Source organism: Mesorhizobium sp. C277A, assembly GCF_040324395.1.
In the GTDB taxonomy this organism is placed as follows: domain Bacteria; phylum Pseudomonadota; class Alphaproteobacteria; order Rhizobiales; family Rhizobiaceae; genus Mesorhizobium.
This window is the reverse complement of the sequence record NZ_JAMYVW010000002.1, coordinates 1426375-1440270: the sequence shown is the minus strand read 5'-3', so window position 1 is coordinate 1440270 and position 13896 is coordinate 1426375. Positions and strand designations below refer to the sequence as shown.

Sequence of the window (13896 nt, the reverse complement as noted above, 5' to 3'; positions counted from 1 at the left end):
CAACGTGGCGGACCAGCTCAGGATCGTCCACTGCTTTCGCTCACCCGTCGGCGGGATCTTCCGGCATGTGCGCGACCTGACGGAGGCCCAGCTCGCCGCCGGACATGTTGTCGGCATCGTCTGCGATTCGACCACCGGCGGCGAATACGAGGAACGCCTGTTCGACCAGATGAAGGACAGCCTGGCGCTCGGCATCCATCGCACGCCGATGCAGCGCCATGTCGGGCCGGGCGACTTCGCCTCGGCCTGGCGCACTTACAGGATCATCAAGGAATTGCAGCCGGACGTGTTGCACGGACATGGCGCCAAAGGTGGCGCCTATGCCCGTCTGTTCGGCTCATTGTTGCGGGTATCTAGGTCTCGCGTAGCCCGCCTCTATTCGCCGCATGGCGGCTCCCTCCACTATGATGAAACGACGACGACCGGGAAGCTGTTCTTCGCGATCGAGCGCTTCATGGCGCGCTTCACCGACTGCCTGCTGTTCGTCTCCGACTATGAGCGGCGCACCTATCGCAGGAAGGTCGGCGAACCGCCTATCCCGAACTCGCTGGTCTATAACGGCCTGCGCGCCGCCGAGTTCGAACCGGTGGTCGCACAGCCCGACGCGGCCGACCTGCTCTACATCGGCATGATGCGCGACCTCAAAGGGCCTGACATTTTCATCGACGCGCTGGTGCTGGCCGGGTCCCAGCTTGAGCGCCGCTTGACCGCGGTCATGGTCGGCGATGGCGACGACCTGCCGCGCTACCATGCGCAGGTGAAACGGCTGGGCCTCGGAAAACAGGTCCGCTTCTTGCCGCCGATGCCGGCCAGGGAGGCATTTTCGCTGGCCGATCTGGTCGTCGTCCCCTCCCGCGCGGAAGCCATGCCCTATATCGTGCTGGAGACGCTGGCGGCAGGCAGGCCGATGATCGCCACGGCCGTCGGCGGCATTCCCGAAATCTTCGGTGAGGGATCCCCTGCCCTGATCCGTCCCGATCCGCGCCAACTCGGCGACAAGGTGGGTGAAGCGCTGCGCGATCTCGACGCATACCGGCGCGTCATGCCCGACACCGCCAGGCTCAGGGCGCGATTCGGCGCCGATGTGATGGCCGCCGAAATCGAAAAGGCCTATTTCGCCGCGCTCAACAGATAGACGACCGTCCAAAACCACAAGTTGTTCTCAAGGTTTTTTTAGCTCTCTTTCTGCTATCGTCATCGCGGAAGCTTGTGGGAAACCCGATGAACGAGACCGACCCCACGCGCCGCTTTTCGGCCGATGCGGTGCGCAAATTCGACAGTCCTGCCGAGAGCCCCACGCCCGGCGGCATGAACAGTGTTGCCCGCCAGGTCGCCTCGCAATACCGGCGCGATACGATGTCGCCGGTCATGGTCAGCGGCGTATTGCGCATCGTCGAATTCGGCTTGCTGTTCCTGTCGGGGCTCGCGCTCTACTTCCACTTTGTCGGCTTCTTCAACTATCTCGCCTGGCAATATCCGCTGACCATTGCCGCGGCGTCATTCGTGGCCGTGGTGCTGCTCGACGTCAGCGATTGCTACCAGATCTCCGCCTTGATGCGACCGATCTCCAATCTCGGCCGCGTGCTGATGGTCTGGGCCGGCACCTTCGCGCTGATGGCGCTGACGGCCTTCATCATGAAAATGTCGGAGGATTATTCGCGTCTGCTGTTCGGCACCTGGTTTGTCGTCGGCCTGCTTCTGCTGTTCGGCCTCAGGCTGGTGATGTCGAAGCTGATCCGGCGCTGGGCGCGCAACGGCCGCATGGAACGCCGCGCCGTCATCGTCGGCGGCGGCAAGGCGGCCGAGATGCTGATCCGCTCGGTCGAGAAGCAGCCAGACAACGACATCCGCATCTGCGGCATCTTCGATGACCGCGGCGACAAGCGCTCGCCGCCGATCGTGGCCGGCTATCCCAAGCTCGGCACCATTTCGGAGCTGATGGAATTCGCCCGCATCGCGCGCATCGACATGCTGATCGTGTCGCTGCCGCTGACTGCCGAAACGCGCGTGCTGCAGCTGCTGAAGAAGCTCTGGGTGCTGCCGGTCGACATCCGGCTCTCGGCGCATTCGAACGCTTTGCAGTTTCGCCCGCGCGCCTATTCCTACATCGGCTCGGTGCCGATGCTCGATATCTTCGACAGGCCGATCAACGACTGGGATTCGGTCGCCAAGCGCGCCTTCGACATCGTCTTCTCGCTGATCGGCATCATCCTGTTTTCACCGGTGATGCTGGCGACGGCCATCGCCATCAAGCTCGACAGCAAGGGTCCGGTGCTGTTCAAGCAGAAGCGGCACGGCTTCAACAACGAGATCGTCGAAGTCTACAAATTCCGCTCCATGTATACCGACCGCTCGGACCCGACCGCCAAGCAGACGGTGACCAAGAACGATCCGCGCGTCACCCGCGTCGGCCGCTTCATCCGCAAGAGCTCGATCGACGAGCTGCCGCAGTTCTTCAACTCGCTGTTCGGCACGCTGTCACTGGTCGGTCCGCGCCCGCATGCGATTGCCGCGCAGTCGCACAACCTTCTCTACAACGAGGTGGTCGACGGCTATTTCGCCCGCCACAAGGTCAAGCCCGGCGTCACCGGCTGGGCGCAGATCAATGGCTGGCGCGGCGAGATGGACACCAATGAGAAGATCCGCATGCGCACGGAATACGACCTCTATTACATCGAGAACTGGTCGATGCTGTTCGATCTGCGCATCCTGCTCATGACGCCGCTGCGGCTGCTCAACACGGAAAACGCCTATTGAGCGCGATTTCCCATGATTTGTCGGAGGCTGCGGTCAATGCCAAGCTGATCGCGCTGATATCGTCGGGCGCGGTGTTTTTCGGCGTCTTCCTGTCAGGCTTCGTCATCGACGAGCCGGCGCCTTACGATCTTTTCATGCTCGGGCTGATCGGGGTGTGGGGGCTGTTTGGCCTGCGCATATCGCGCGCGGCCGTGCCGCTGCTGGTGCTGCTGATCACGATGAACATCGGCGGCATGATTGCCATGACGCAGATGGCCGATCTCGCCAACACACCGCTCTATCTCGCCGTCTCGCTGTTTCTCGCGTTCACCGCGGTGTTCTTCTCGTCGGTGACGGCGGTGCAGCCCGGTTTTTACCGGCTGATCTTCATCGCCTATGTCGTCTCCGCGGTGGTGACCTCGCTGCTCGGCATTGCCGGCTATTTCCACGCTTTCCCGGGCGCTGAAATCTTCACCAGATACGACCGCGCCCAGGGCGCCTTCCAGGATCCGAACGTGTTCGGGCCGTTCCTGGTGCTGCCCGGCATCTATCTGCTCTATCTGCTGTTGACCGGCTCGATCGCGCGCATGCCGCTTCTGGCGGTGCCGCTGCTGATCATCACCGCCGGCATTTTCTTCTCCTTCTCGCGCGGCGCCTGGGGCATGTTCGCCGTCTCGGCCATCCTGCTCACCGGCGCCCTGTTCCTGCAAAGCAACAGCGGCAAGTTCCGGCTGCGCGTCATCGTCATGACCATTGCCGCCGTCACCCTGCTGGTGGTGGCCATGATCGTCATCCTGCAGCTGCCCGGCGTCGGCGAGATGTTTTCCAGCCGCGCCCAGCTCGAACAGAGCTACGACACGGCGCGCCTTGGCCGCTTTGCCCGCTACACGATCGGCTTCGAGATGGCGCTCGAACATCCGCTCGGCATCGGCCCGCTGGTGTTCGGCACCATTTTCGGCGAAGACACGCACGACATCTGGCTGAAGACGCTGATGGATTATGGCTGGCTCGGCTTCGTCTCGTTCCTGTCGCTGACGCTGTGGACGATCGCGGCCGGCTTCCGCATCCTTTTGCGCGACCGGCCATGGCAGCCCTATCTGCTCTGCGCCTACGTCGCTTTCATCGGCAATATCGGGCTCGGCACCTTCATCGACATCGACCACTGGCGCCATGTCTACCTGCTGCTCGGCCTGATCTGGGGCGCGATCGCGCTGGAATACAGGCATCAGCGCGGGTTGCGGGCGGTGGCGGCAAGCTAAACCGACGGAAACGCCGCCGAGTTCGGAAGACCCCGCCCTGCTGACGGATTGTCGGGATTTCCTCTATCTCGCGATGCCGGCAACCCGCTCGGGGTATTGCACTGCCAGCATCGATTTGTCGGCGTGATCGGCGAAGATAGCGCTGACCTTTTCGGCGTCGAACCGCGCCCGTCGCTTGCGCTTCTCGTCGTTCAGCAAAATCCCGCTGATGGCGTCGAACTTGCGGCCGAGGTTTTTCAATATGCCTCTCTTGATCGGCCAGTTGCTGTTGAAACGGCCGGCCCAGGGCGTGCCTTTCGCCAGATCACGATAGATCGCCATGGCGCCGACCTCGACACCGATCGGCGGACGGTCCCAGGGCTTGCCCCAGGCGAAGTGGCGGGCGTAGCAGCGGCTGAAAGGGATCTGGCTGGTGTAGTTGGTCATCACGTTCCAGAACGGGTGCATCGTCTGCCACCTGCCCTCGAAAGCCACGTTCAATGCACCTTGATCCATCCCGTAAACCTGCTCGGAGGCCAACTGCCGGGTACGCTCCAGAAGCCCCTCCTGCCTGATCAGTGGCATGTTGAACACCAGCACGCCGGCATTGAACTTCGGCGCGCCTGGCTGCATCGGTAAATGCTGTCGATACTTTACGTCGAAATAGGTCTGCTCATCGTGTGCGGCCAGCAGCGGAGCGTTGAGCGGGACGTTGCAGAGGTCTTCTATCGATCTGTTGAAAAGCACATCGGCGTCGGAATAGGCGATGCGGTCATATGGTTCGAACTCCGGCAATTGATCGGCAAACAGCCTGATGTAGGTCGCAAGGGTTGGGTGCGTTCCGCGGTTGAAGTTTGTCGCTTCCATGAATTTCGTGACATCCAGGATGCGGATCTTCCCACCGAGCAGACGCTCTCCGATAGCTCGGTCTTCGCTGGAGATGACACCGGTGTGCAAAATAAAGCCGTCGAGGTGGTCCGACACATTCAGCACGCGGCGCGCCGCCAGGCTGGCATACGGGAAATACCTCTGGTCGGTGGCGAAAAAGAAACACGATTTTTGCGGCATGCTACAACCTGTTGCCTGACCCATTCGCGAGAGCTCCGTTGCGGGTCTCAGGCGAAACCACCGAGTACTTCCGGAAACTGCACAGCCATCGCCCCGGCGTCAGCATGCTCGGCATATATCTTATGCACCTTGCTGCCGTCGTACCGTGCGCGCCGCCGATACCGGTCCTTGTTCGGCAACATCCCCATGATACCGTCGAACCTTCGGGCGAACCGCCTCATGACGCCCCGCTCGAAGGGAATACGCTGCCGGAAGGGCTCAAGCCACGGCGTATCCCTTGCCAGATCGCGCCAGACGGCAAGCGCCTCGGGCTCCACGTCGACCTGGCTTCCCCAGGGCTTGCCGCCGGCGAAATGCCGCGCATAGGCTTGGGCGAACCGAAACTCCTTCGTATCGTTGGACATCAAATTCCAGTTCGGGTGCATCGTCTGCCACTTGCCCTCGAAGACGATGTTCAGCGCGTTCTGATCGTTCATTTGCCCGGCAACGGCAACATCTCTGGCGCGGTGCAAAAGTCCCTGTTGACGCACCGGCGGCATGTTGAAGACGATGATGCCGGCGTTGAAATAAGGCGCCCCCGGCTGCATCGACAGTTTGTTCCGATAGCCCGGGCGGAAATACATGTAATCGTCGTGAGCGGCCAACAACGGAGCATGAAGTGTCTGGCCCACCAGGTCGGCGATATCTCGATTGAACAGAACATCACAATCGACATGGGCGATGCGGTCATAGTCCGCGAACTGAGGCAGTTGGTCGGCGAAAAGCCGAACAAAAGTGCCGACATTGCTTGGCCGGAAAGTATGGCCAGCCTCCGCAAACAGCCCCGAAACGTCCATTATGCGAAGACGGTTCTTCAGCAGGCGTTCAGCAACACGCATATCGGCATCACGTGCGCCGACATGCAGGATGAAGCCTGGCGTTGCGTCTCCCGAAACATCCAGAATTCTGCGCGCCGCCAAGCATGCATACGGAAAATAATTGGCGTCGGCCGCCAGAAAAAAACAGGAATTTGCCACGCGCAATCCTTCGTATCGATACTGCGCGAGCCATATCGCCTTGGCGTTGCGGCGACAAGGCCGAATGCTGGCGACTTTCAGGCCCGGCGCGCCGTTTTAGCGCTTGCACCATACCCCTTGAAAATATATGGCTTTGCGCGGTCCGGAGTGTAGCGCAGCCCGGTAGCGCACTTGACTGGGGGTCAAGGGGTCGTCGGTTCGAATCCGGCCACTCCGACCAAATAAAAGCAAGGACTTACCCCCAAAGTCCCCCTTCCCGCAAAGTCGTGGTATTGGCCTCAGGGTAACTCCTGGGGTATCAGAAACCTGGTGGGCGCGGATTCGGCTCAAAGAAAATCTGTCCGCCAATCGGCTCAAGATTCGCTTGGACTGAGCCGACCCCCACGGGATATCTCGTTAGGCCTCGTTATTAACGGAGGCCCCTTATGCAAAAACAATACCGCACCTCGCGTGAAGTTCGCGCACGCTACGGCGACGCCAGCGAAATGAGCTTGTGGCGTTGGCTCCGCGATCCCAAGCTCGATTTTCCTAAGCCCTTGATCATCCAGCGCCGCCGGTTCTGGACCGATGAGCAGCTTGACGAATTCGACGCTCGCCAGCGCGAGGTCGCATAAAATGGAAAGCCTCGAAGAATTCAAAGGGCGTGTTGTTGCACACCTTCGTCAGCATCTGGTTCACGCTTTGGTGCACGGCAAGGACATCCTTGATGAGGCGAACCGGTTTCCCGTGGTTCCGGAATCCATCAGGCTTCAGGCCGTTTATGAGGCTGAACAAGAGGTGACCGAATTCACCTTGGGACGATTGAAAGCCCAGTGCGCCCTCGAAGGCTTCAGCAAGGTGTTGCGGCCGGAACCGGCTGCCCCTCGCAGCCGGCCAATCGGGGAACATGATCCGTGTCCATTCTGATGCGCGTCGATCATGAACTTGTCGAGATCGTCGCCGTCCAGGTAGTGAAGCATTTCCGCGATCTCGACAGGCCGCTGCTGCCATCCATCCGCAGGCGCTTCGGCCTCGATGACATCCACGCAATCGCCGCCATCCGCCGCGCCGCCGAGATCCGCGCCGAACAGGTGAAGGGGGCTCGGTGATGGGCACCGGTACGAAGAGCGGCTCGTCAAGCGTAGCCGGCGCTAAGAAAAGGCTTTGGCTGAAGGCGTGGGTTCCCCACCGCCTGGAGATGCTGATCAGCCCCGCCTGGACACATGCGCCGCAGCCTCTACGGCGGATCCTGGAGCGACTGGAGGTGGAACATCTTCGCCACGGCGGCCAGCACAACGGCTACCTTCATGTTGCCTTTTCTCAGTTTGTCCTGGCCGGCGTTTCCAAGCGAACGATCCGACCATCGATCGACCTGGGTCAAGCCCTTGGTCTTCTCGAATGCGTTCCCGACGATGAGCCAGCGGGCGACATCCGAGGCCCAAATCGTTACCGGCTTACCTACGTGCCGGCCAAAGGCCAGCCTTTTCCGACCGACGAATGGAAGAGAGTGACACAGGAACGGGCCGAAAAAATTCTCAAGCAATTTCGAGCTTCATCTGACGGCCAGAAAAGCCAGCAGAAGGCAAACGAAAAGGCCGCCTGATATGTGGATCAAAAAACAGCTTCCCAGTTCCCTTTCCCGCATCTCGTCGGTTCCCTTTCCTACATCGAAACGGGGATTGCCGGTTCCCTTTCCTGACCGCTGCCCAGTAGTCGATAGGGAACTGTCTCTTATAGCTCGGGGGGGAATGTCATGAAGCCCGATCTTCCTCTCTTTGAATGGGCGGCCCGGCCGTGCCAGATCCTTGCCTTTCCCCTAGCGCGCCGTGTCGGCAAGGTCCGCGACGTCGCCGCCAAGCTGTCAGGGAAGACGACAGAGAAGCATGCCGCCTCCTACCGGCTCCAGGTCGATGTTGGCCTCAGAACGCATCTGGCGAAGACACGCCTGAGGCCTGAGGCCATAGACGCCGAGGTGGCCGCTTTCTGGTCTTCAGTCAGGATTGAAATGCAGCGCATCGCCTTCCGCGATCATGGCAGGGGAGGCGCGACACCATAGAAAAAATCGAAAAATCAGAAATCAGAAAATCAGAAAATCAGAAAATCAAGAAAAAGGAGCGGATGGATTATGAAAAATGAGCAAGATAAAGACTGGCAAAAATACGAAATCGGCGGCGCTGGATAAATCCAAAATCTCGGTCGCCAAGACGGCGAAGGAGAGGAAGAACGAATGGAAGGAGCGACAAGAAAGAGGCGAGGCCGTGTTTCCCCTGACCCTGAAGGTCGCAGAGGCACGAGACGCTTTTCTTGCTGCGGGCGTATTGCCGGAATGGGACAGCGAGGACCCCACGAAAATCGCTGAGGCTGCGTCGCGCATCGTGAAAATCGTAATCGATTGGTTGCTACAACGCAGTGATCAATTACCGTTCGCTCATGGTCGAAGCAGTCTCGGACCAGGCCTTTGGTTTCGATCTGGATTGTCGGGCAAATCTCCAGATGGGCGATTGCGGAACGCGTTCCAAGCCAGTCATTTAGGGTTTGCTATGTCGGAGCCTCAGCTAATCGGAGGCTCCCAAATGAATGTTCTGAATGACCTTCTCAATGGCAACGATCTTGATGCTTTTCTGAAACTGGCGCGGTTGTTGACAAAGGCCGATAGCCATGTCGGCTCCTCCCGCACGGATGAACGTGAATTTCTTGAGGACGTCGCCGCAGTCATAAAGGCGGCAGTTCAAAAGGAAACCAAAACTCTCACCAACCGCGTGACTTTGCTTGAGGTTGCTGCCAGCGCGCAGAAGAGCGCGAAACCAATCGCCAAGATGCGCACTGCCAAGGTGAAGTTGTGATGACCAATCCGCAAGCTCTACGGTTTTGTGAAGATGCGTTCCGAAACGTCGCTACGCACGTTCTCAGTGATTATGAGAACTACCTCAAGAAGCAGGGGCTTAGTGAAAGCGAGGCGGTTGAACGTCTCTGCGTGTATCGCGCACAGATGGAGGGTTGGCTAAAGCGATCCATTGACGCGGCTAAAAGGAGGTTCCCGGTACATTAATTACACCTTGGCGGGAATTTATTCCTCCTTCCTTTGGCCATTTGCCACCGCGCCGTGACGCCGCGCGGTGGCCGCTCTAGGAGGGGTCGGGGGCATGAAAGTGTACTCAGTAGCGGACACTGGACGACCCCAATTGGTGCCCGCCGCAGGATTTTTTTCCTATGACAGGATTTTGGCCCAGGCGATTTATTTCCTGATTAGCGTTTCACAATGAGGATTTGAGATGGCAAAAACCCAGACAAACCCTGGAGACCTCGGGATCCCGTCAGGTCTCAGCCGGCCGGAAAAGCGCATGTTTCGTCAGCTTTTCCAGGCATTTTTCCCGGAGTCTAGCGCAATTTCGGCCGCTGACGCCATGGATTTGGAAATGATCGTGGCTACCGCTAGTCGGATCAGATCGCTGCGGCGACTTTTTGCCGAACAAGTAAGAATGAGCGTCGCAGACGAGATCTTGAGCGGTGACGCGCTAGGGGTCTCGCGGGAGTTAAACTCCGCGACACGGCTTCATGCCGATCTCAGCAAAAAGCTTCGTTTACTGAGTCGTTCTGCTGCTTAGGAGACTTCGCGGCCTAGATTCGATTGGTACGAAACTCTGACCACCACTTCCCCGGTGGTGTTAAATCGGTATCTTTGTGCGGTCGGTCGTCGGGCGGGATAGAGCTACGTGAGTGGTCCAAAGCTAGTCCAAGTTTCACAAGATTTGTGGGAAATGCCAGAACCGCTTGGTATCTTCGCCGGGGAACTGTTGCGGCGTGGCAGGGCCTACTACCAAGCTTTCAAATTACTCTCCGAGAACGACCAGCCCGACCTTCGATTTCCAACCTATTTTCTCCTCGCTCATTCCTTCGAGGTTGTCCTCAAATCGTATCTGGTAGCAGTGGGAACCCCAAAGAAGGCGTTAAACAGGAAGCCCTTGGGCCATGATATCGGATCGATCTACTCCGAGTGTGAACGGAACGGCCTGACCGTAGCCCACCCACTTGTTCGACCGCTTGCAAATCAACTGACTGAGATCAACTCCGACTATGACCTTCGATATCCTTCAGGCTATCACCTGCCAATTGCTAAGCCATCAGAATGCATGCCTCCTTGCGACGCGCTGATTAGTGCCGTGTCCACAACAGTTGGGCGAGCTAAAGCTCAGGCCCAACTACAATATGCAACGGATACTCGGCATCTTCAGGGAAGCAAAGTGCGCTGGTGCGACTAGCGACGGCCGATTTTCTAGCCGATACTCGATTGTAAGGCGGCGATGTTCAATGCAAGAATAGAGGGTAGTGATACGGCCCCTGCCTTCCGCGACGCCTTCAAGTCAAAGCGCTGCCTGATTCCTGCCGATGGCTTCTACGAGTGGACGATATCGCCGGCCGACGGCAAGAAGGACCCTTGGCACATATACCAGCCAGGCCACGCGCCTTTCTCGTTCGCCGGCCTTTGGGCTTACAATTCCAATCTTGACATAACCAGCTGCACCATCATCACAGAGCCTGCCGCAGAACCGATGAAGCAGTTGCACGATTCGACAGCCTCTCATTCTAGACCAGGCATACTATGACGCCTGGCTGGACCCGGAGACACCAAAGGACAGCCTCAAGGACATTCTCAGCCACGACATCGACGGTCAGTTGCAGTTCAATCGCGTTGGGCGTGAGGTGAACACGAGCGCCGTCAACAAGTTGCCCAAACCATCCCGGCCTGGTCGGGCCGATCAACCCGTCATGAGCGACGAACGGGCCGGCTTGCCGAAGGCATGACAGCACCCCAGCGCGATTCGGCGACGCGTCGACAATCATGCGTGCGAGCATCTCGGCTGCGGCAAGGATGCTGGGTTCGAATTTGCAAAGCCGCGTCTGGCGTCGCACTGGTTCTGCATGGAGCACCGCGGCGAAGGCGAGCGATATCTTTAGGAGGTTTCAATGTCGGAAAACGTGCTGCCCCACCCAAGCCAGGCCGAAGTTGATTGTGATTGTTGCCTGTGATCGAGGCCAGGATGGGCGATCTGTTCACAGCCTATGGTCCAACCGATCAGCAGAGCGAAGAACGCGCGATTTGTACTGCCAAGGGCCTATCATCCAGCCATGTCGGCGTCATAGCCTAGAGCCGTGATGCAGACCCGGCGCTTGGTGATTACGGGCCGCCCACCACGCTATTCGTCAGCGGTGACGTGCCGGATATGGAATGATCAGAGGTGAAAGAGATCAGTCCGTCCAAGGCCGATCTCGTCGACTTTTTCGCGTAACAGGGCGGGAACTGAGCGAAAACACTCGAAGGTTCTGTGCCGTTTCTGTGCCAGATGAGGGCTGGGTAGCTCTGACGCCAAGAAAACCCGCCGTGAGCGCGCAACAGCGGGTTTTGTAGTCACGGCTACATCCAAAGAATCGACCGCTTGAGGTAGAAATGTGTGGTTGTCGTTGCGGTTCCATACAATTTTAGTTAGCTGGGCCAGATGCCGACGTAAAAAAGCCCGTCGCCTTAATTGGCCACGGGCTGGAGCTATGGGGTTGGGTCAGGAGGGCAAAATGTAGACCCGACAACACGATGCGCCACGCCTCATGATCGAGGTCTTAACCGAACCGCGACAATTCGAACGATCTTGTCGACCTGTGGATAACTTTGCTGACGCCGGCTCATCGGCAGGGAGAAGACGTGATTTGACCTTGGCCGCGCGGCGCTCACGATGCGACGGCTTGGGAGGGCGCGACATGCAAGTATGCAAAGACATGATTGTGGTGCCGCCGATCGGCGCACATTTCGAGACGCCGGAATTCCTCGCCGAGATCAGCGCCCTGCGATGAGGCCTATCCCGACTACGATTTCACGATCACCACCATAAGCAAGTTTCGGGATGACAGCTTCGTGTTGATCCCGATGCTCGGCAGCGTCGGTGGTGAAGACTCCGTTTTGGCGGCTTACCCGGATATGACGGCAATGCAGGAGATCGGCCTTTTCCTGTTCAAGCACATTCATCGGCCATCGCCGTCGCGACATTAGTGGCCGCACGTCGGCCCAATCACCATGAATTGCCTTCGCATCAAAATCCTTGTGTGAAATGGTAAGGCATTGAGCCGCGTTGAGGGGCCGGCGATGCCGTTGGAACGTTACCGTGGGGTATTCGAACCCGAGGATCTGGACTTGCTCCAGAGGGTGCTCGACAAACTGTGCGGCGAGCGCGGGATCGCCCGAGATGACAGGGAACAAAGGGAAGCCCTGGCTTGGGGAGTCATCCTCCTTTTTCAGAATGGGATTGCCGACGAGGCGGAACTGCTGCAGACGTGCAGGTTGCGCTGAACGCTAATGCCCGTCCTTAAGAAGCCGTGCCTCACGAAGTAGGGAATTCCAGTCGGTGCCCATCAGTTCGATAAGCTGACGTGATTGCTCTACCGAAACACCTGTTTCTTTCGCCAATCGTGCGGCGAGTGCTTCCACCTCAATTCCTTGACGCTGTTTTTCCATAAGCCTGCTCCGCAACCAGAACCGGTGTGCGGCAACAAGGTTCCCTCCGTCTCACCATCTGCCTTGTCGGCTAGTCCTTTAGGGCGTCCGCGTCGCTATTGTCGTCACGCTGACGTTGACGAAGGCGCCTCAGCAGTTCGCGTGAGGCTTGGATCGCCCTGCGCGATTGATCCATATTCTGGCGAAACGTGGCGCGTTCCTCCATGGACTTCTGCCACTTCAGCAAGGTGGCCGTCGTAGTCGCAGCGGCTGCGCGAGCGATATCTATGGGCGTTGTAACCATCGCATCCTCCCAAAAAGGCAATGGTAAACGCAATCTTTATAGGCCCAACGAAGCCCTTTCTTCAATCAAAAACGACCATACGGCATACGGCAAAAATGGCTATTCGGCGGGCCGCTCGACGGCGGCTTCGTCGACCTCGGCTTCCATCTCGTCTTTGACGGTCTTGGTCTTACCAAAACCGTCCATCGCCACACCGTCAAAGCCCTGCAGCCACGCGTCGGCATGTTCCTGCCAGTAAGCTGGCACCTCACGCTCCTTGCCATCCTTGCGCGCTTGGGCGCCGTACATCCAAGCGTAGTTGGCGCGCTCCTGATCGTTCTTAGGCACCGCCATTTGTGTCATCCTCTCGAAAGTCCTGCAGTGAGGCGTGGCGCAGGTCATCCTCGCCGCGCAGGTGCTTCACGCGGCCGATCAGCCCCGGCTTGACCCATTGCGTCGCCGGCCGCTTCATAATGCCCTCGTGCGCCGTGGCCGTCACCCGGATTCGGGATCGAGGAAACTTTTTCCAAGCTTCGCTGTTAGGGCTCCATGGCCCGCTTCTTCTTCCATCTAACCGAAAACGGAATCCCCTACCCGGATACCGAAGGCACCGAGCTTGCAAACTTGGCCGCCGCTGAAGACGAGGCGGCAAGGGCGTTGTTTGAGATCGTGAAAGACCAGATGCCGGGCGGCACATTCCGCCAAGTCGCCTTCCAAGTCCATGACGGCACCAGCATTTCGCTGTTTGAGGTGAAAGTCACGTGTGAGGTGACGCGGGCTGGACATTCCGATGACAGACCGTTGGAAGCCTGACGATTCACACCTCGAAGCGCTCGCCGGAACCAACGCCGGGCGGTCGGCGAACTCAACTACCTACGTTCATATCGACGAGACACGCCGCGTCCTAGCTGCGTCACGGAAGCTCTTGGAACAGATGGCCGAACGCGAAGACCCCCAGCCGCCAGGTTAACGCGCCTTCTATTGGAATCCGCTCATCTTGACGCGAGAGCTGGCAGGTCCGTCAACCGGCTACCCGCAGAAGCAGTGCGACACCGATCCCATAAGGGATCAGCAGTGCCGCCAAGGCGACCCACA

The 13896-nt window shown here is 58.8% G+C and carries 18 protein-coding genes and 1 tRNA gene; 13 read left to right on the top strand and 6 right to left on the bottom strand.

The genetic code is table 11. The features are described from left to right. Positions 1-4: 4 nt before the first annotated feature. The 3 genes from NKK52_RS07175 (at position 5) to NKK52_RS07165 (ending at position 3995) form a co-directional block, all read left to right on the top strand. Positions 5-1135, top strand: a complete 1131-nt coding sequence (locus tag NKK52_RS07175; protein WP_023682331.1) for a glycosyltransferase — start codon at positions 5-7, stop codon at positions 1133-1135. A gap of 86 nt (positions 1136-1221) precedes the next feature. Further along, positions 1222-2757, top strand: a complete 1536-nt coding sequence (locus tag NKK52_RS07170; protein WP_023689486.1) for an undecaprenyl-phosphate glucose phosphotransferase — start codon at positions 1222-1224, stop codon at positions 2755-2757. Beyond that, positions 2754-3995, top strand: a complete 1242-nt coding sequence (locus NKK52_RS07165) for an O-antigen ligase family protein (RefSeq protein ID WP_023682333.1) — start codon at positions 2754-2756, stop codon at positions 3993-3995. Before NKK52_RS07170 ends, NKK52_RS07165 begins: the two co-directional genes overlap by 4 nt. Positions 3996-4058: 63 nt before the next feature. Here NKK52_RS07165 and NKK52_RS07160 read toward each other — a convergent pair whose 3' ends face one another. After that, positions 4059-5042 (bottom strand): glycosyltransferase family 8 protein, encoded by a 984-nt coding sequence (locus NKK52_RS07160; protein ID WP_023682334.1) that lies wholly within the window; start codon positions 5040-5042, stop codon positions 4059-4061. Positions 5043-5089: 47 nt separating this feature from the next. Continuing rightward, positions 5090-6058, bottom strand: a complete 969-nt coding sequence (locus NKK52_RS07155; RefSeq protein ID WP_023682335.1) for a glycosyltransferase family 8 protein — start codon at positions 6056-6058, stop codon at positions 5090-5092. 143 nt (positions 6059-6201) lie between these two features. Here NKK52_RS07155 and NKK52_RS07150 point away from each other — a divergent pair. The 9 genes from NKK52_RS07150 to NKK52_RS07110 all read left to right on the top strand — a co-directional run bounded on the left by NKK52_RS07150 (position 6202) and on the right by NKK52_RS07110 (position 10641). Continuing rightward, positions 6202-6278: transfer RNA gene (locus tag NKK52_RS07150), tRNA-Pro, on the top strand. Between the two features lie 205 nt (positions 6279-6483). Continuing rightward, positions 6484-6672 carry a hypothetical protein gene (locus NKK52_RS07145; protein WP_023682336.1) on the top strand — a complete coding sequence of 63 codons (189 nt, stop codon included), beginning with the start codon at positions 6484-6486 and terminating at the stop codon, positions 6670-6672. A 1-nt stretch (position 6673) separates the two neighbouring features. Further along, a complete protein-coding gene (locus NKK52_RS07140; RefSeq protein ID WP_023682337.1) occupies positions 6674-6964 on the top strand; it encodes a hypothetical protein in 291 nt (96 codons plus the stop codon). Further along, complete coding sequence (locus NKK52_RS07135) at positions 6952-7146, top strand: hypothetical protein (protein WP_156939235.1); 195 nt, start codon at positions 6952-6954, stop codon at positions 7144-7146. The genes NKK52_RS07140 and NKK52_RS07135 overlap by 13 nt, the downstream gene beginning before the upstream one ends. Further along, complete coding sequence (locus NKK52_RS07130; RefSeq protein ID WP_084633883.1) at positions 7146-7640, top strand: hypothetical protein; 495 nt, start codon at positions 7146-7148, stop codon at positions 7638-7640. Before NKK52_RS07135 ends, NKK52_RS07130 begins: the two co-directional genes overlap by 1 nt. 150 nt (positions 7641-7790) lie before the next feature. Next, positions 7791-8093 (top strand): DUF6074 family protein, encoded by a 303-nt coding sequence (locus tag NKK52_RS07125; RefSeq protein WP_023682340.1) that lies wholly within the window; start codon positions 7791-7793, stop codon positions 8091-8093. Between the two features lie 76 nt (positions 8094-8169). Beyond that, complete coding sequence (locus NKK52_RS07120) at positions 8170-8880, top strand: hypothetical protein (RefSeq protein WP_031203758.1); 711 nt, start codon at positions 8170-8172, stop codon at positions 8878-8880. A 429-nt stretch (positions 8881-9309) separates the two neighbouring features. After that, the gene (locus NKK52_RS07115) at positions 9310-9642 is read left to right on the top strand and encodes a hypothetical protein (protein ID WP_023682344.1); all 333 of its coding nucleotides are present in this window, start codon (positions 9310-9312) and stop codon (positions 9640-9642) included. 696 nt (positions 9643-10338) lie between these two features. Beyond that, on the top strand, positions 10339-10641 hold the full coding sequence (locus tag NKK52_RS07110) for an SOS response-associated peptidase (RefSeq protein ID WP_050591952.1): 303 nt from the start codon (positions 10339-10341) through the stop codon (positions 10639-10641). 1223 nt (positions 10642-11864) lie between these two features. On the opposite strand, the gene NKK52_RS07100 is transcribed toward NKK52_RS07110, so the two are convergent. The 4 genes from NKK52_RS07100 to NKK52_RS07085 form a co-directional block, all read right to left on the bottom strand. Then, positions 11865-12284 (bottom strand): hypothetical protein, encoded by a 420-nt coding sequence (locus tag NKK52_RS07100; protein WP_156939236.1) that lies wholly within the window; start codon positions 12282-12284, stop codon positions 11865-11867. Between the two features lie 93 nt (positions 12285-12377). Next, the gene (locus tag NKK52_RS07095; protein ID WP_196813761.1) at positions 12378-12539 is read right to left on the bottom strand and encodes a hypothetical protein; all 162 of its coding nucleotides are present in this window, start codon (positions 12537-12539) and stop codon (positions 12378-12380) included. Positions 12540-12921: 382 nt separating this feature from the next. Then, positions 12922-13155, bottom strand: coding sequence for a hypothetical protein (locus NKK52_RS07090; RefSeq protein WP_023682349.1), 234 nt, complete (start codon positions 13153-13155; stop codon positions 12922-12924). Beyond that, positions 13142-13273, bottom strand: coding sequence for a hypothetical protein (locus NKK52_RS07085; RefSeq protein ID WP_280940306.1), 132 nt, complete (start codon positions 13271-13273; stop codon positions 13142-13144). Before NKK52_RS07085 ends, NKK52_RS07090 begins: the two co-directional genes overlap by 14 nt. Positions 13274-13350: 77 nt before the next feature. Between NKK52_RS07085 and NKK52_RS07080 the strand changes: the two genes are divergently transcribed. Next, positions 13351-13614 carry a DUF6894 family protein gene (locus tag NKK52_RS07080; RefSeq protein WP_023682351.1) on the top strand — a complete coding sequence of 88 codons (264 nt, stop codon included), beginning with the start codon at positions 13351-13353 and terminating at the stop codon, positions 13612-13614. Positions 13615-13896: the final 282 nt, after the last annotated feature.